The following is a 15,118-nucleotide window of genomic DNA, read 5'->3' on the forward strand; positions in this document are numbered from 1 at the left end:
GGGCTTCTTCTTGCGATGTCACCCCACCTCTATGCGGCTCGTAGGACTGCTTATTCCGCGCAGACCTCCTGTCGGACTGGTTTCCTCCGCCCCGGTGGCGAGGGAGCCGCTGGGCCGTGGTCCTCCAAACTTGTCCGACTGTCGGACTGGTTTCCTCCGCCCCGGTGGCGAGGGAGCCGCTGGGCATCAGTCCTCAAAACGGGTCCGACTTCCGGACTGGGTTCTGCTGCTTGGATGGGATGAGAGCCGTCGGGCAGTGGTCGCTCAAACTTGTCCGACTGTCGGACAGGTTCGTGCGCGGCGCCTCGGACGTGCACGCTGGGCTGCTCCATTGCAGGGTTCTCACGTTCTCATTCATGGGGACGGCGCTGATGGCTGATGGATTGGCTCCTCTGCATCCAATTTCTTCAGGCTTGCACCGTGTGGCTTCGGTGCTCCTTCGGCCCGTGAGTCCGTGCCGGGCGGCGCTCGCGGTTCGGAGATGGCACCTTGCGCGGTGCCCTTTCGTCCGTGGTCCCTTTCAGCTCATGCTCCCGCGGTGCGGCGTTGAGGCTCCTTGGCGCGTTGTGCCAGGGCTCGCTCCACGGCCTCGGCGCTTGCCAGGGATGCGTCCGCGAGCATGCCCTCCGCTCCCACCCAATCGCCCACCCGGTACAGCCCGCTCACGTGTGGCACCTCCACCGAGGGGCGCCCTGACAGTCCGCCGTTCGTGGCTCTGGGCAGCCCGGCGCTGACGGTGAGCGATGGACGGAACCGCCGCGCGACCACCTTCTCCCGCCAGCCCGGCTGGAGCGCGTCCATCACGGCGTCCAACGACGCCTCGCTCGCCTCCGTGTCCGCGCCGCCCAGGTACTTCGCCACGTGCACCATCGCGCCCCCCTCCGGGGCCAGCTTCGCGGAGGCCGAGTGCACCGACGCGTACCAGGGCCCATCCAGTCCCAGCGCGAACAACGCATCCGGCCTCGGCAGGGCCGACAGCCCCAGCTCCAGCGTCGCCGCCTGGATGGGCACCGCCTCCCGCGCCTCCCGCGCGAGCACCGCGTCCCCCGGCACCAGCGCCGCCACGTCCGCGGGGCTCCCCGCCATCACCACCGCGTCCGCGCCGTGCACCGTGCCGTCCGCGAGCCGCACGCCTTCGACCCGCTTGCCGCCTTCCTGGAGGACGACGGCCTCCACCCGTGCGGACAGCTCCAGCCGGGCCCCTGCCTCGCGGCACAGCCGCTCCACCGCATCCACCAACGTGCTCCACCCTCCGTCCACGTACAGCACGTTCGCGGCGGTCGCGCACTGGAGCTGCTTCAGCCCCGCCTCCGCGCTGAGCGCCTCGAAGTCCGCGCAGTACGAGGACACGCGGATCAGCGCCCCGACGAGCGCACGGCCGTCCTTTCGCGTCAGGCGCGTCTCCAACCACTCCCGCATCGACATGGCGCCCAACGGCCGCGTGTCGATTCGAGCCAGCCCCGCCAACAGCTTCGCCACCTCCAGCTTCGAAGCGACCGACAGCACGTCCGTCGTCATCAGCGTCACTGCGCCCCGAGGCAGCGTGTGCAGGCGGCCGGCAACCAGCGCATGGGAGCCCGTCTGATTCGGAACGCCTCCCGTGGGCCTCACCCCCAGGCGCTCCAGCACCCGAAACGCCGCGCCCGCCCGGTACAGGGCATGCGGGCCCAGGTTGAAGCGGAAGCCGTCCACCTCCGTCGTCCGCGCCCGCCCTCCCAGGTGCTTGGAGCGCTCGTACACCGTCACCTCACAGCCGCCTCGCGCGAGCAGCGCCGCCGCCGTGAGGCCGCCCAGCCCCCCGCCCACCACGGCCACCTTCTTCGCCTGCATGTCCGTCCTCCATCCCGGCGCCCGGCGCATTCCGGGCATCCACCGGCCACCACGAACGAGGACGAATAATGGTTACAGCGCCGGCCTCATCCGGCGCCCGGCGCATTCCGGGCATCCAACGGCCACCTCGAACGAGGACGAATAATGGTTACAGCGCCGGCCTCATCCGGCGCCCCGGTCGACCGGGAGCCTCCAGCGCGCGAAGGAGCCCCTCGGTGTCTTGATGCTGGTCGCCTCCGGACGGCTTGCGTTCTGGACCGCCGTGCATTGCGCTGGAGCGTCTCCAAGCGTTCGCTTGTGCCCTTCCGGGATCCTTGCGCCCGACACTCGCTCGTAGCCAGACGGCAGCGACGGTCACTCCGGAGGCTTTCCGTGGGGAACAGCATCAACCCGCGCCTCGACGCCCGGATGCGCGAGCGCGACTTCGCGCCCATACACTGGGGACCATGATCGATCACACCGGCATTGGCGTCGCGGACGTCGCCCGCTCGGCGGTCTTCTACGACGCGGCGTTGGGAGCGCTCGGACTCCGCCGCGCCATGCAGCTCCCCGAGGACACCGGGGCGGACGGCGTTGGCTATGGCCGCGACTACCCTGTCTTCTGGATCGACCGCTTCCACCCCCACGGCGTGAAGCAACACACGGCCTTCGCCGCCACGAGCCGCGCCCAGGTCGATGCCTTCCACGCGGCCGCGGTGGCGGCGGGCGGAACCGACAACGGGGCGCCCGGGCTGCGCGGCGTCGAGACGGGCTATCCCGCCGGCTACTACGCTGCCTTCGTGCTGGACCCGGACGGAAACAACATCGAAGCGGTCTTCCGGGAGCGCTCCTGAGAGGGCCACACCCTGGCGGACTCAGTGCACGGCGCGCGCGAACTGCCCCGGCGTGATGCCGACGATGCGCTTGAAGTGCCGGTTGAGCTGACTCTGGTCACAGAGCCCGACCTGGAGGGCGACCTCCGCGGGCGCCAGCCCCTGTGACAACAACCGCTGAGCTCGCGAGACACGCAGGTGGGTGAGGTACGCGTGCGGAGGCATGCCCAGCGCCTCGCGGAAGGCCCTGCACAGGTGGAACCGGTTCCAGCCCACCTGATGGGCCAGCGACTCCAGGGTGATGCCCCCTGGAATGGCTTCGTGCAGCGCCTCCACCACGCGCCGGATGGGCCAGCGGTAGCGCCGCTCCGACGCGCCTGAACGCTCCAGACACCCGACCAACGAGGAGAGCGCTTCGGCCAGGGCCGTCTGGAGCGCGAGGGCGCTGGCGCGTCCCTCCAGCCCCCCATCCAGCACGGCGTGGAGGCGCACGAAGCCGGCCGCCTCGGGCTGTGACGTTTCGAACTGGAGCTGGCGAAGCCGGGCGGAGGCCGGCACGCCCAACGCCTCGCGGGCTTCGGTGACGAGCGGCTCGTCGAAGGCGATGACCTGGAAGCGGGCGGGTCCGTCGCGGCGCAGGTCCCGGTGCACCTCGCCCATCTGCTTGAGGTCGACCGTTCGGGGCGAGGAGGCGTGGACCCGGCCCCGCCCCCACCACTCCGCGTGCCCCCGCTGCGTCAGCATCACGGAGAACCGCTCCTTCACGGAGCGCAGCAGCCGCCCGTCGGTCCGGTAGCGCACCAGCCGCAGGCCCGGCAGTTCCGGGAACAGGAAGGTCTGGATGGACAGGGGACCATCCACGACGGAGTGAGGGAGCGCGGTCACGGCTGGAGTCTAGGGACGGGCCTTGCCCCCGGCTTGGGCGAAATTGACCTGCACGGCATGCCAACAACGCCCAAGCCCGGAGCGCCACGGCATGGCTACGTCTTGCATCGCAGGCCCGGCCCTCCCCTCTTCCCTGGCCGGGCAGGAAGGCATCATGTCAGGCATCCAGGACAAGGTCATCGCCATCACCGGAGCCAGCAGCGGCATTGGCGAAGCGGCGGCACTGCTGCTCGCCGGGCGTGGAGCGAAGGTCGTCCTCGGCGCGCGCCGGCTGGAGCGGCTGGGACCGGTGGTGGAGCGCATCACGAAGGCGGGAGGCGAGGCCCTCTCCGCGCGGATCGACGTGAGACGGCGCGAGGACGTCTCCGGGCTCGTCCTCCTGGCGTGCGAGCGGTTCGGCAGGCTGGATGTGCTCATCAACAACGCGGGCAGCCTGGCGACCTCTCCGCTGGACGACCTGCGCGTCGACGACTGGGAGGAGCTGATCGACACCAACATCAAGGGCGTGCTGTACGGCATCGCCGCGGCGCTGCCCGTCTTCCGCGAGCAGGGCTTCGGGCACTTCATCAACACCGCGTCGACGTCCGCGCACCGGATCGTTCCCGGTCAGGCGGTCTACGCCGGGACGAAGTTCGCCGTGCGCGCCATCTCCGAAGGGCTGCGCCAGGAGGCGGGCCCCAGGCTGCGGGTGACGGTCATCTCCCCCGGGATGACCCGGACGAACTTCCTGGAGCACGTGAAGAATCCAGAGCTCCGGACCCGGTTCGAGGAGGTCCGGGACAGGCTCGCGATCCCGCCGGATGCGATTGCCCGGGCCATGGCCTACGCCATCGAGCAGCCCGCCGACGTGGACGTGGGCGAGGTGATTGTCCGTCCCACGGCGCAGGACTGAGCGGGCGAGGCGCCGAGTCCCTCGCAGGGCGTGTCCGGCGCACGCCCGGCCCGCGCGAGCAACGCGGCTCCACCCCGGGGGAACGGCGGCTCGGGGCTCGCGTGTTTCACGGGCTGGAGGGACCGTGGCTCGCATGGAGTGCACGCGCGCAGGGCCGAACACGGATGTGCTCTTCCGCTTCCTGGTCCAGAGCGCGAAGGACCGCGCCATCTTCGGCATCGACCTGCAAGGACACATCCTCAGTTGGAACCCGGGCGCCGAGCACATCAAGGGCTGGCGCGCCGAAGAGGTCATGGGCCAGCACTTCCGCATGCTCTTCCCCGAGGAGTACCGCCAACTGGGGCGCCCGGAAGAAGAGCTGAGGGAGGCCTTCGAGACAGGGCACTACCAGGGCGAGGAGCCCCGGCAGCGCAAGGACGGGAGCCTCTTCATCGCGGAGATCGACCTGTGGCTCCTGCGCAACGACGCGGGCCTGCCCTGCGGATTCGTGAAGGTCACGCAGGACGTCACCGGGCGCAAGCTGGCGGAGGAGGAGCGCGAGGCGCTGCTTGCCCGGGAGCGGGCAGCGCACGCGGAAGCGGAGAAGGAGCGCCGCAAGCTCTACGCCATCTTCGAGAAGGCCCCGGTGGGCATCGCCATCTTCCGGGGCCCCCACCACGTCATCCAGTTCGCCAACCCCGTCCAGTGCCACTTCTGGGAGCGCGGGAGCGAGGAGGTGCTCGGCAGACCCCTGGTGGAAGTGCTGCCGGAGGCCTGGGGGCCGTCCATCATCGCGAAGGCCTGCGACCCCGTCTTCCAGAAGGGAGAGCCCCGCGTCTTCACGGAGGAGCGCTTCGAGTTCCCCTGCCCGGACACGGGCGAGCGGGTGGAGCGCTACTTCAACTTCACGCACGTGCCCATGCGGGACCCGGACGGCGCCGTCGAGGGGTTCATGGGCGTGTCCTGGGACGCCACGGACGAGGTGAAGGCACACCAGCGCGCGGCTGTCCTGACCCGGCAGCTCCAGGACCGCGTCGACTTCGAGCAGCAACTCATCGGCATCGTCAGCCATGACCTGCGCACCCCGCTCAACGCCATCCACCTGACGGTGGGCGCCATGGCCCGCCGCGACGAGCTCGACGCGCGCACCGCCCAGTCCGTGCTGCGCATCCAGGCCGCCGTGCACCGCGCGGTGCGGCTCGTGGGAGACCTGCTCGACTTCACCCAGGCCCGGCTGGGCGCGGGCATCCCCATCGCGCCCCGGGCGTCGGACCTGCACCAGGTGGCCCGGCAGGTGTTGGACCAGGTGGATGCGGCGCACCCCGGCCGCACCCTGCGGGTGCAGGCGCGGGGCGACGCGACGGGAGTGTGGGACTCCGAGCGGATGGCCCAGGTGGTGCAGAACCTAGTCACCAACGCCCTCAAGTACAGCCCCGAGGCCAGCCCGGTGCAGGTGACGACCCGGGGCGAGGACGGGTGGGTGTCCCTGTCCGTCCACAACCAGGGCCCGCCCATCCCCCCACAAAAGCTGCCCGGCATCTTCGAGCCCCTGAAGCGCGCGACGTCGGAGGTGGACTCCACCGGCCGCAGCGTGGGCCTGGGGCTCTACATCGTGAAGCAACTGGTGGAGGCCCACGGCGGCACCGTCGAGGTCACCTCCACCCTCAGGGAAGGCACCACCTTCACCGTGCGCCTGCCCCGGCACGGGGCTTCACGCGGGCAGTGACCCCAGGAACGCCAGCAGGGCGGCGTTCACCTCCTCGGGGCGCTCCTGTTGGATCCAGTGGCCCGCGCCCGGAATGACGAGCACGTCCTGGAGCCGCGGCACCAGGGCCTTCATGGCGTCCAGCGGAGCGAAGGCGCGGCCGGGGTCCTTCTCCCCGGTGATGAAGAGGGCGGGCTGTGGGATGACGGCCGTCGCCAGCTCGGGCAACTCCTCCCAGTCGCGGTCCATGTTGCGGTAGCGATTGAGCCCGCCGCGAAAGCCGCTGTGCTCCAGCTCCTTCGCGTAGTGCGCGAGGTCCGCCTCCATGAGCCACGAGGGCAGCGCGTCCGGCGCCTGGAGGCCGGTGAGGAAGCCGTCACCCTTGTGGCGCGACCGCACGGCCTCCTCCTGCGTGTCGAAGCCGGCGGTGCCGCCCAGGGTGATGCGCAGCGTCCTCGGGATGTCCGCTTCGAGCTCCGCCTCGGCGACGCCCGGCTGTTGGAAGTAGAGGATGTAGAACCACGTGTCCCCGAACACGCGCCGGAAGAGCTGGGTGGGCGGCAGGGGCGTGCGGCCCAGGTGCGGCACGCTCATGCCCACGACGGCGCGGAAGCGGTCCGGGTGCAGCGCGGCGCAGTTCCACGCCATCGCCGAGCCCCAGTCGTGGCCCACCACCACCGCGGTCTTCTCCCCCAGCGCATCCAGCAGCCCCACGAAGTCCGCCAGAAGCTGCTTCATGCTGTAGGCCTCGATGGGCTCGGGCCGGTCGCTCTGGCCGTAGCCGCGAACGTCGGGCGCGACCGCGTGGTAGCCGGCGTCCGCGAGCGCGCGGAGCTGGTGGCGCCACGAGTACCCGGACTCCGGCCAGCCATGGAGCAGCAGGACCAGCGGGCCCTGGCCGGCCTCGGCGACGTGCAGGTGGATGCCATTCGTCGGGACGGTGCGGTGGGTGATGTCGGCCATGGGAGCGTTCTGCACGACGCTCCGCCCCCCTGCCATGCCCCGGGTGACGGTGGGTTCGGATGATGACGAAGGGCATCGGGGCGGTGACGGGAGTCACCAGGCCCGGGCCCCGGCGGCCCTTCGCGTTGCCCGTGAAATCCAGCGGTTGCCCGCGTCCGTCGGGCCGCTGGGGGCTGGCACACAGGCTGCTATGGGGTCCCGCATCGCTTCAACGAAATCCCCATCCCCTTCGAGGTCCCCCGCCATGGCCATCTCGCCCCTCCGCAGCCCCTCCGCTTCCATGTTCCGCATGCCGGTGCAGGACGCCGCCGCCCCTCGCGCCGCGGGCCGTCCGGGGGGCGTGGATGGGTTCTCCTCCGGCCAGAAGCCGGGCTCGCCGGGGCTCGCGGCGCTTCAGCAGGACGGCTTCGACGCCGGCTCCGGCAGCGGCGCGCAGTTGGGCAAGCTGCTGCAGGACACGCTGACGGCGCTGTCCTCCGTGGTGCATTTGGTGGCGCAGGCCGTGCCGGGCGCCGCGCAGGGGCTCCAGGGTGAGCAGGGCGCCCCGCGAAACAGGTGCGGCGCGGGTCCGCAGCCCTTCTCGGACAGCAGCTTCACGCCGCAGGACTCCAGCCGTCCTCCCGTGGCGCTCAACGGCAACACCGGCGTCGTGGGGCCCATGACTTCGTCCTCGAGCGGCGGTTCGAAGCTGGGCGGCAACCTGCCCCCGGGGCTGGAGAAGTTCCGGGGCGCCATCGAGTCCGCGTCCGCCAAGACGGGCGTGCCGGCGGAGATGCTGGCCGCGCAAATCTGGCAGGAGTCGCGCGGCAACCTGGAGGCCGTCTCCACCAACGGCGGCAACGGCCTGACGGACACGGGCCTGATGCAGGTCAACCCCAACACCTACGGGGAGCTGCAGGCGAAGCACCCGGAGCTCCAGGGCAAGGACCTCTCCGACCCGGAGACCAACATCCTGGCGGGCGCCTTCTACATGAAGGACATGAAGGAGCAGTTCGGCAGCGATGAGCTGGCCCTGCGCGCCTACAACTCCGGCCCCAACGGCGTGGACCGGAGCAACCCGGACGCCATCCCCGCCGGCACCGGCGACGCCACCTACGTGCAGAAGGTGAAGTCCTTCATGAACACGCTGGCCACCGGCCAGGGCACGCTGCCCGCGTAGGACGCCGCGCCCATGACACAGCCGTGACGGAAGGATGGACTCCCCCGGGGGAAAGCGGCGGAGCCTGCGTCTAGCTTCCCCCTCATGACCTCTTCCTCCTTCCGTCCGTTCGTGTTGGCCGCTGTCTCCTCCTCCGCGCTGGGCCTGGGCGCGTGCGCGGGAGGCACCGCCGCGACCCGCCCCGCGGAGTCCCTCTCCGTCCGGGAGCTGAACGTCGTCGACGAGCACGGCCAGACGCGCATCCGCATCGCGGCGCCGATGCCCGACCCCCAGGGCCTGAAGCGCGCCGTCACCGCCTACGGCCTCCAGTTCCTCAGTCCCACCGGGCAGGAGATTGGAGGACTGGCGATGATCGACTCCATTGACTTCCGCGGGCTCTGCTTCGACAGCACGGAGAGCTACGAGGCCATGTGCATGGGCCTGGAGAAGGAAAATCCCACCGTCACCTTCCGGAAGGACTGGAAGGAGCGCATCACGATGGGCGTGGTGGACGGCGTGGCGAGCATCGTCATCCACGACGCCCAGGGCACCCCGCGCCTCAAGCTGGAGGTGGACAAGGACGGCAAGACGCGGACCGTCGGCGTGACGCCCGCGCCGGCCGCGCCCTGAGCCCCGTCAGCGCGGCTGCGTCCCCGGGGCCGCCGGCAGGTGCACGCTGAAGCGCGCGCCGCCCAGCGGCCCGTCCTCCACCTGGAGGGTGCCGCCGTGCTGGGTGACGATGGCGTGCACGATGGAGAGCCCCAGCCCGCTGCCGCTCGCCTTCGTCGTGAAGAAGGGCTCGAAGAGCCTCCCCCGCGCCTCCAGCGGCACGCCGGGCCCGCTGTCGTCCACGAAGAGGGCCACCTCTTCGCCGCGCGCGCTCGCGCTGAAGCGCACCCGGCCTCCCGCAGGCGTCGCCTCCAGCGCGTTGAGCGCCAGGTTCAGCAGCACCTGGCGCAGGCGCTCCTCCTCGCCCCACACGTCCAACGCGCCCGGCGGCTCCACCTCCAGCGTCACGCCGCGCTGCTCGGCCTGCCAGGACAGGAGGCTGGCCACCCGCTCGAACAGCGGCGCCACCGCCACGACGTCCGACCTGAACTCGCGGGGGCGGGCGAACTGGAGGAAGTCCTCGAGGATGTGGTCCAGGCGGCGGATCTCATCCCGCACCAGCAGCAGCGGCTCCAGGAGCGGCCCCTGGACGGCCTCCTCCAGCCTGCGCACGCGCCGCTCCAGGACGGTGAGCTGCAGGGTGGCGGCGTTGAGGGGGTTGCGGATTTCATGCGTCAGGCCCGCGGTCAGCGTGCCCACCGCGGCCAGCTTCTCCGACACCTGCGCGCGCCGGGCCAGCGCCCGCTTCTCGCGGTGCAGCCGCACCTGGCGCAGCGCCTGCTCCAGGGTCACCAGCAGCTCCGGCGTGGCGCAGGGCTTGAGCAGATACGCGCACGCGCCCGCGTGCACCGCGGCCACCGCCGCCTCCAGCATGCCCAGGCCCGTGAGCAGCACCACCTCTCCGTCCGGCACCAGCGCCTTGAGCCGGGGGGCCAGCCACGAGCCCTCTCCGTCCGGCAGCCGGACGTCCACCAGCGCCACGTCGAAGCCCGCCGGCGCCCGCTCCAGCGCCCCCGCGCAGCTCGTCGCGCTGGAGACGACGTAGCCCTGGTCCTCCAGCAGCTCCTTCATGTTGTCCAGGAACGCCGCGTTGTCATCCACCACCAGCACCCGGGGACGCTCCCCCGCGCTCCCCGTCCCCGTCACGCGCGGTCTCCGTGCACATGCTCCAGCGCGGCGAGCAGCGCACCGGTGTCGAAGGGCTTGCGCACCCACCGGCCCTCGAAGTCCGGGGGCAGCGCTTCAGGGAAGGCCGTGACGACGAAGGGGGTGGTGCCGGGGAAGCGCTCCCGCACGCGGCGCAGCGCCTCGCCGTCGGGGCCGCCCGGCACGCGCAGGTCCACGAGCGCCGCGAAGGGGCGGACGGCCGCCAGCCCCGCCACGTCCGGCACCGAGCGCGCGACCACGGCCGTGAAGCCGCGCTCGCGCAGCACCTCCGTGAGGTTGTCCGCCAGGTGGACGTCGTCCTCCACCAGCATGACGAGCCCGTCGCGGCGGGCCCGCGTGAGCAGCTCCATCAGCGCGGGCACCGGCACCGGCTTGGGCAGCACCGCGAGCACGCCCTCCGCGCGCGCCCACGCGAGCTCGGCCTCCCCGGGGTGCGCGGTGACGACGATGGCCGCGAGCCCCGGGTCCCGCTGGCGCAGGTGGTGCACCAGCGCGGCGCCGCTCATCCCGGCCATGCACATGTCGGTGATGAGCACGTCGTAGCGCACCTCGCGCGCGGCCTGGAGCGCGGCCTCGCCCCGGTCCACCACGGTGGCCTGGTGGCCTTCGTCCTCCAGGATCTCCGCCAGGTTCTCCGCGAAGGCCCGGTTGTCATCCACCAACAGGAAGCGGCGCATCAGGACGGCTCCGGCGTCAGGGGAATCTCCACCACGAAGCGGGCCCCTCCCGGCCCGGCTCCGGCTTCGGCGGGAGCGTACGCGATGCCGCCGCCATGCCGTTCGAGGATGCGCCGCACGAGCGCCAGGCCCAGCCCCAGCCCGCGCGCCTTCGTGGTCATCAGCGGCTCGAAGACGCGCGCGCGGATGGCCGGATCCAGGCCCGGGCCGCTGTCCTCCAGCACCAGGCGGACCCGCCGCGCCCCGTCCTCCGGGACGTCCGCCGTCAGCCGCACCTCGCCTTCGCGCTCGCCCAGGGCCTGCACCGCGTTCTGCAGCAGGTTCACGAAGACCTGCCGCAGTTGCACCGCGTCCCCCTCCAGCGGGGGCAGGGCCTCCAGCCCCTCCTCGCGCACGCGCACCCGAGGGGGCGGCGCGACGGCCTCCAGCGCGGAGGCCCAGACCTCCGCGAGCCGCAGCGGCGCGCGGACCAGCGGGCGGGAGCGGATCATGTCCAGCAGGCTGGTGACGATGTGGTTGGCGACCTCCACCTGCTCCCCGATGCGCTCCAGGTGCTTGGTCACGCGCGCGTCGTCCTTCGCGGCGGGGCGGCCCTTGAGGATGAAGAGCGACGTCTCGATGACGCCCAGGGGGTTGCGCAGCTCGTGGCCGATGGAGCCCACGAGCTGCCCGAACGTCGCCAGCCGCTCGGCCCGGGCGGCCTGGGCCAGCAGGTCCTCGCGGTACGTGTGCAGCATGATGGCGATCTCCAGGTCGAGGATCTTCCCCAGCGCCCGGCCCAGGCGGGAGGCCCGGGCGGGGTCGCCGCGCAGCGCCTCCTCCATCACCGCCGTCAGCTCCTGGCGCAGCAGGTTCATGGCGCCGAACATGTAGTGCTGCGGCAGGTGGATGCGCACGTGCACCCGGCCGATGCGGCAGCGGCGCTCGAAGTAGGCCGCGTCCCACGGCCCCAGCAGCAGCGACCCCATCCAGTCCTGGAGCGTCACCTTGAGGTGCCCCACCCGGCTCTCGCCGCCCTCCAGCGCCTCGCGCGCCCCCGGGTGTTCCAGGATGCGCCGGTAGAAGACGTCCGCGATGCGCTCGAAGTGCGCGCAGGCGATGGGGTGCAGCTCCCGCAGGGCCTCCCCGTCGCTGGCGGTGAACCCCACGTAGTGCTGGAGCTCCTCCAGGATGTCTTCCGTCTCGCCTCCAGGTCCGGCTTCCATGGCGAATCCCTTCCCCGTGCGCGCGCCTACGACGCGGCCGGCTCCTCGTCCGGGCCGGCGCCACCGCCGCCGTATTCCTTGAGCTTGTATTGGATCTTCCGCACGCTGATGCCCAGCACCTCCGCGGCGCGCGTGGTGGAGCCCTGCACCATCTCCAGCGTGCGGAGGATGGCCTCGCGCTCGATGGCGGCGAGCGTCGCGCCGGGGATGAGCCGGTCGCCGCCCCCGGCGCTGGGGCGGGGGCCGCGCAGCACGGGCGGCAGGTCGTCCGCCGTGAGCTCTTCTCCCCGCGCGAGCACCACCGCGCGCTCCACCGCGTTCTCCAGCTCGCGGATGTTGCCCGGCCAGTCGTGGCTCATCAGCGCCTCCAGGGTGCCGGGCGCCAGCCCCTTCACGGCCTTGCCGTGGACCCCGTTGCAGCGCTCGATGAAGTGGCTCACCAGCGCGGGGATGTCCGCCTTGCGCCGGCGCAGGGGCGGCAGCGTCACCGCCACCACGTTGAGGCGGTAGTAGAGGTCCTCGCGGAAGCGGCCTGCCTTCACCTCCGCCTCCAGGTCGCGGTGGGTGGCCGCCACGATGCGCACGTCCACCTTCAACGTCTGCGTGCCGCCCACGCGCTCGAACTCGCGGCCCTGCAGCACGCGCAGGAGCTTCACCTGCACGGCCGGGGAGATTTCGCCAATCTCGTCCAGGAACAGGGTGCCCCCGTCCGCCAGCTCGAAGCGGCCCTCCTTGCGCGCCTGGGCGCCGGTGAAGGCCCCCCGCTCGTGGCCGAACAGCTCGCTCTCCAGCAGGCCCTCGCTGAGCGCCGCGCAGTGCACCTTGATGAAGGGGCGCGCCTTGCGCGGGCTGAGCTCGTGCAGCGCCTGGGCCACCAGCTCCTTGCCCGTGCCGCTCTCCCCCAGGATGAGCACCGTGGCCCGCGTGGGGGCCGCCTGGTGGATGAGGGAGTAGACGCCCTGGAGCTCGGGCGCGTCCCCGATGATGCTGCCCACGCGGAAGCGCTCCGCCACCCGCTCGCGCAGGTGCCGGGTCTCCTGCTTCAGCCGGCGCGTCTCCAGCGCCTTGCCCAGCACGACGAGCACGGCGTTCAAGTCCAGCGGCTTGGTGAGGTAGCTCTCCGCGCCCAGGCGCATGGCCTCCACCGCCGCCTCCACCGTGGCGAACGCCGTCATCATCACGAAGGCCGCGTCGCTGCCGTCCTCCTTCGCGCGGCGCAGCAGGGTGACGCCGTCCATGCGCGGCATCCGCACGTCGGTGAGCACCAGCGCGGGTGAGAAGTCCGGGAGCGCGGCGAGCGCCTCCGCGCCGTCCGCGGCCTCCCGGACCTCGTACCCTTCCTCCGAGAGGAGGGTGGCCAGGGCGCGCCGCGCGTTCACCTCGTCATCCACGACCAGGATGCGTTCTGGGGCCATGCCTCTGCTTACCAGACCTGGACCCAGGGTCTTCACGCGTTCACGTCCCGGGCCCGCGCGTCCGCGCACGCCAGGCAGCAGCGCGCCTCCGGGACGGCGAGCAGCCGCTGCCGGCCGATGGCGCCCCCGCACCGCTCGCAGCCGCCGAAGCGGCCCTGCGCGATGCGCTCGAGCGCCGCCTCCACCTCCTCCAGCTCGCGCGGTGGCAGGCCTGCTCCCCGCGCGGGCGGCCGGGCAGCCACCGCCGCGCGCGCGGCACGCAGCGCGTCCCGGCGGGACAGGAGCATCCGCAGCGCCAGGGTCGTGATGGGGTCGACGGGCATGGGGTCCTCGTGCGCGCGGGCTTCAGGAGGCCGGGGGAAGGGACACGGAGGCGGAGCGCTTGCGCCGCGCCGCGAGCACGCCCGGCAGCGCGAGCACCGCGACGGCCACCGTCACCAGCCCGGCGCCCGCCAGCTCCCGGCCGCCCACGCCGGGCAGCCCCAGCCACGCGGAGAGCACGGCCGTCGCGCCCACGCCCGCGAACACGCTGGAGGCGCGGTTGATGGGCACGGTGAAGGTGTTCTCCCGCGCATCCAGCAGCACCAGCCCCCCGAAGATGCCGCTGCCCTGGGAGAAGAGCCCCACGGCCAGCTCCACGGCCAGCGTGGGCCGCGTGAACATGCCGGTGAAGCCCTCGCGCAGTTGCTCCGCCGCGCCCCCCACGCCCGCGAAGGCCCACAGCGCCAGCAGGACGACGAGCGCGGGCGCGGCCACCATCTGCTCCTCCACGAAGTAGCGCTCGCGCGCGCCGGGCACGTGGTTCTTCGCCAGCCGGCTCATGAAGCGCAGCCGCACGAAGTAGCTGACGACGTAGACCGCCCAGTCCAGCCCCGCCACCAGGGAGAGGCGCGGCTCCGCGCCCGGCCCCGTCGCGACGAGCAGCGCGGCCAGGCTCAGCCCCAGCGCGACCCGGGAGGGCCACGCCACGCTCCGGCCGCTCACCGCGTCCACCAGCGGCGCGAGCACCAGCACGCCGCCGCGCATCAGCAGCATCATGAAGACGATGGACGTCCCGTCGAAGGTGTACGCCAGCGTGGTGGTGGCGATGATGCCCGTGGTGCACAGGCCCGACAGGAAGGTCCAGCGCCCCGGCCAGGGCAGGCTCACCGGCCCGAAGCGCCGCCGCCCCGCGTGCTGGAAGGCGCCGCTCCACGTCAGGTACGCGAACATCCCCGCGAGCGTGGCCAGCGACGTGGAGGGCAGCAGCACGAAGCCCGGCAGCCCCGCGCTCATCCCCGGCAGGGCGCCCAGGCTCAGCGCCTTCGTCAGCGCGCTGTAGGGCAGGTAGCAGGCGAAGTACCCCAGCGCGAACCACCCGATGGCGACCGGAGCCTTGGGCGACGGGCTCATCGTCCGCCCGCCGCGCACCAGGGGCAGCACCGGGCCTCCGGCAGGACCTGGAGCCGCTCGGGCTCGATGAGGGAGCCGCAGGCCTCGCACCGGGGCCGGCCGTCCTGAGGAAGGTGCGCCAGCGCGCGCTCCAGCGCCTCCAGGGTCCGGGCCTCGCGAGCGTCGAGCGCGTCGAGCAGCCGCGTCTCCTCCAGGGCCACCGCGCGGTCCACCCACTCCGGGGCCCCGGTGCCGGTGACCTCGCGCAAGAGCTCCCGGTGCTTGCGCCTCAGCTCCAGCAGGGCCCGCCACCGCTGGCGCAACCGCCGGCCCGCCTCGTCATGCGTGGCATTCATCGAGCGTCCTCCGTCTCCCGTATCGCGTCCCGGGCCCCCCACGCCGCGCGGCCCACCCCCAGCGCTTTACAGGATGCATGCCAGCCTTGTCCCGGGTCGTGCGCGCGGGGCCCC

Annotated in this window: 15 protein-coding genes; 5 read left to right on the forward strand and 10 right to left on the reverse strand. The window is 72.3% G+C overall.

The annotated features are described in order from the left end of the window. Nucleotides 1-525 precede the first annotated feature (525 nt). The gene (locus K8612_RS32815; protein ID WP_223765117.1) at nucleotides 526-1,830 is read right to left on the reverse strand and encodes an FAD-dependent oxidoreductase; all 1,305 of its coding nucleotides are present in this window, start codon (nucleotides 1,828-1,830) and stop codon (nucleotides 526-528) included. A gap of 446 nt (nucleotides 1,831-2,276) precedes the next feature. Between K8612_RS32815 and K8612_RS32820 the strand changes: the two genes are divergently transcribed. Beyond that, a complete protein-coding gene (locus tag K8612_RS32820; protein ID WP_223765118.1) occupies nucleotides 2,277-2,663 on the forward strand; it encodes a VOC family protein in 387 nt (128 codons plus the stop codon). Nucleotides 2,664-2,684: 21 nt separating this feature from the next. On the opposite strand, the gene K8612_RS32825 is transcribed toward K8612_RS32820, so the two are convergent. Then, nucleotides 2,685-3,527: an AraC family transcriptional regulator gene (locus K8612_RS32825; RefSeq protein ID WP_223765119.1), complete on the reverse strand. Its 843-nt coding sequence runs from the start codon at nucleotides 3,525-3,527 to the stop codon at nucleotides 2,685-2,687. Nucleotides 3,528-3,681: 154 nt separating this feature from the next. Between K8612_RS32825 and K8612_RS32830 the strand changes: the two genes are divergently transcribed. Then, entirely contained in the window at nucleotides 3,682-4,419 is a 738-nt protein-coding gene (locus K8612_RS32830) for an SDR family oxidoreductase (protein WP_223765120.1), read from the forward strand. A gap of 133 nt (nucleotides 4,420-4,552) precedes the next feature. Further along, nucleotides 4,553-6,124, forward strand: a complete 1,572-nt coding sequence (locus K8612_RS32835) for an ATP-binding protein (protein ID WP_223765169.1) — start codon at nucleotides 4,553-4,555, stop codon at nucleotides 6,122-6,124. Here K8612_RS32835 and K8612_RS32840 read toward each other — a convergent pair. Next, nucleotides 6,110-7,066: an alpha/beta fold hydrolase gene (locus tag K8612_RS32840; protein ID WP_223765121.1), complete on the reverse strand. Its 957-nt coding sequence runs from the start codon at nucleotides 7,064-7,066 to the stop codon at nucleotides 6,110-6,112. The genes K8612_RS32835 and K8612_RS32840 overlap by 15 nt on opposite strands. A gap of 244 nt (nucleotides 7,067-7,310) precedes the next feature. On the opposite strand from K8612_RS32840, the gene K8612_RS32845 reads away from it, so the two are divergent. Further along, the gene (locus K8612_RS32845; RefSeq protein WP_223765122.1) at nucleotides 7,311-8,225 is read left to right on the forward strand and encodes a lytic transglycosylase domain-containing protein; all 915 of its coding nucleotides are present in this window, start codon (nucleotides 7,311-7,313) and stop codon (nucleotides 8,223-8,225) included. A gap of 84 nt (nucleotides 8,226-8,309) precedes the next feature. Next, on the forward strand, nucleotides 8,310-8,834 hold the full coding sequence (locus tag K8612_RS32850; protein WP_223765123.1) for a hypothetical protein: 525 nt from the start codon (nucleotides 8,310-8,312) through the stop codon (nucleotides 8,832-8,834). A 6-nt stretch (nucleotides 8,835-8,840) separates the two neighbouring features. Here the strand turns inward: K8612_RS32850 and K8612_RS32855 are convergent, their stop codons facing one another. Genes K8612_RS32855 through K8612_RS32885 form a run of 7 tightly spaced genes read right to left on the reverse strand, consistent with a single transcriptional unit; the run spans nucleotide 8,841 to nucleotide 15,004 of the window. Next, entirely contained in the window at nucleotides 8,841-9,959 is a 1,119-nt protein-coding gene (locus K8612_RS32855) for an ATP-binding protein (protein ID WP_223765124.1), read from the reverse strand. Then, the gene (locus K8612_RS32860; RefSeq protein ID WP_223744791.1) at nucleotides 9,956-10,657 is read right to left on the reverse strand and encodes a response regulator; all 702 of its coding nucleotides are present in this window, start codon (nucleotides 10,655-10,657) and stop codon (nucleotides 9,956-9,958) included. The genes K8612_RS32855 and K8612_RS32860 overlap by 4 nt, the downstream gene beginning before the upstream one ends. Beyond that, nucleotides 10,657-11,862, reverse strand: a complete 1,206-nt coding sequence (locus K8612_RS32865; RefSeq protein WP_223765125.1) for a sensor histidine kinase — start codon at nucleotides 11,860-11,862, stop codon at nucleotides 10,657-10,659. Before K8612_RS32865 ends, K8612_RS32860 begins: the two co-directional genes overlap by 1 nt. Before the next feature lie 26 nt (nucleotides 11,863-11,888). Then, on the reverse strand, nucleotides 11,889-13,277 hold the full coding sequence (locus K8612_RS32870) for a sigma-54 dependent transcriptional regulator (RefSeq protein WP_223744790.1): 1,389 nt from the start codon (nucleotides 13,275-13,277) through the stop codon (nucleotides 11,889-11,891). Between the two features lie 32 nt (nucleotides 13,278-13,309). Continuing rightward, entirely contained in the window at nucleotides 13,310-13,600 is a 291-nt protein-coding gene (locus tag K8612_RS32875; protein WP_223744789.1) for a TraR/DksA C4-type zinc finger protein, read from the reverse strand. Nucleotides 13,601-13,622: 22 nt separating this feature from the next. Further along, a complete protein-coding gene (locus K8612_RS32880) occupies nucleotides 13,623-14,669 on the reverse strand; it encodes a hypothetical protein (protein WP_223765126.1) in 1,047 nt (348 codons plus the stop codon). Beyond that, nucleotides 14,666-15,004, reverse strand: a complete 339-nt coding sequence (locus tag K8612_RS32885) for a hypothetical protein (protein WP_223765127.1) — start codon at nucleotides 15,002-15,004, stop codon at nucleotides 14,666-14,668. Before K8612_RS32885 ends, K8612_RS32880 begins: the two co-directional genes overlap by 4 nt. Nucleotides 15,005-15,118: the final 114 nt, after the last annotated feature.

Source organism: Corallococcus sp. AS-1-6 (genome assembly GCF_020037015.1).
Lineage (GTDB): Bacteria > Myxococcota > Myxococcia > Myxococcales > Myxococcaceae > Corallococcus.

Excerpts from the sequence above, each read along its gene's own strand:
- K8612_RS32815 (WP_223765117.1), bottom strand. The coding sequence starts at position 1,830 with ATGCAGGCGAAGAAGGTGGCCGTGGTGGGCGGGGGGCTGGGCGGCCTC.
- K8612_RS32820 (WP_223765118.1), top strand. The coding sequence starts at position 2,277 with ATGATCGATCACACCGGCATTGGCGTCGCGGACGTCGCCCGCTCGGCG.
- K8612_RS32830 (WP_223765120.1), top strand. The coding sequence starts at position 3,682 with ATGTCAGGCATCCAGGACAAGGTCATCGCCATCACCGGAGCCAGCAGC.
- K8612_RS32835 (WP_223765169.1), top strand. The coding sequence starts at position 4,553 with ATGGAGTGCACGCGCGCAGGGCCGAACACGGATGTGCTCTTCCGCTTC.
- K8612_RS32840 (WP_223765121.1), bottom strand. The coding sequence starts at position 7,066 with ATGGCCGACATCACCCACCGCACCGTCCCGACGAATGGCATCCACCTG.
- K8612_RS32845 (WP_223765122.1), top strand. The coding sequence starts at position 7,311 with ATGGCCATCTCGCCCCTCCGCAGCCCCTCCGCTTCCATGTTCCGCATG.
- K8612_RS32850 (WP_223765123.1), top strand. The coding sequence starts at position 8,310 with ATGACCTCTTCCTCCTTCCGTCCGTTCGTGTTGGCCGCTGTCTCCTCC.
- K8612_RS32860 (WP_223744791.1), bottom strand. The coding sequence starts at position 10,657 with ATGCGCCGCTTCCTGTTGGTGGATGACAACCGGGCCTTCGCGGAGAAC.
- K8612_RS32865 (WP_223765125.1), bottom strand. The coding sequence starts at position 11,862 with ATGGAAGCCGGACCTGGAGGCGAGACGGAAGACATCCTGGAGGAGCTC.
- K8612_RS32870 (WP_223744790.1), bottom strand. The coding sequence starts at position 13,277 with ATGGCCCCAGAACGCATCCTGGTCGTGGATGACGAGGTGAACGCGCGG.
- K8612_RS32875 (WP_223744789.1), bottom strand. The coding sequence starts at position 13,600 with ATGCCCGTCGACCCCATCACGACCCTGGCGCTGCGGATGCTCCTGTCC.
- K8612_RS32880 (WP_223765126.1), bottom strand. The coding sequence starts at position 14,669 with ATGAGCCCGTCGCCCAAGGCTCCGGTCGCCATCGGGTGGTTCGCGCTG.
- K8612_RS32885 (WP_223765127.1), bottom strand. The coding sequence starts at position 15,004 with ATGAATGCCACGCATGACGAGGCGGGCCGGCGGTTGCGCCAGCGGTGG.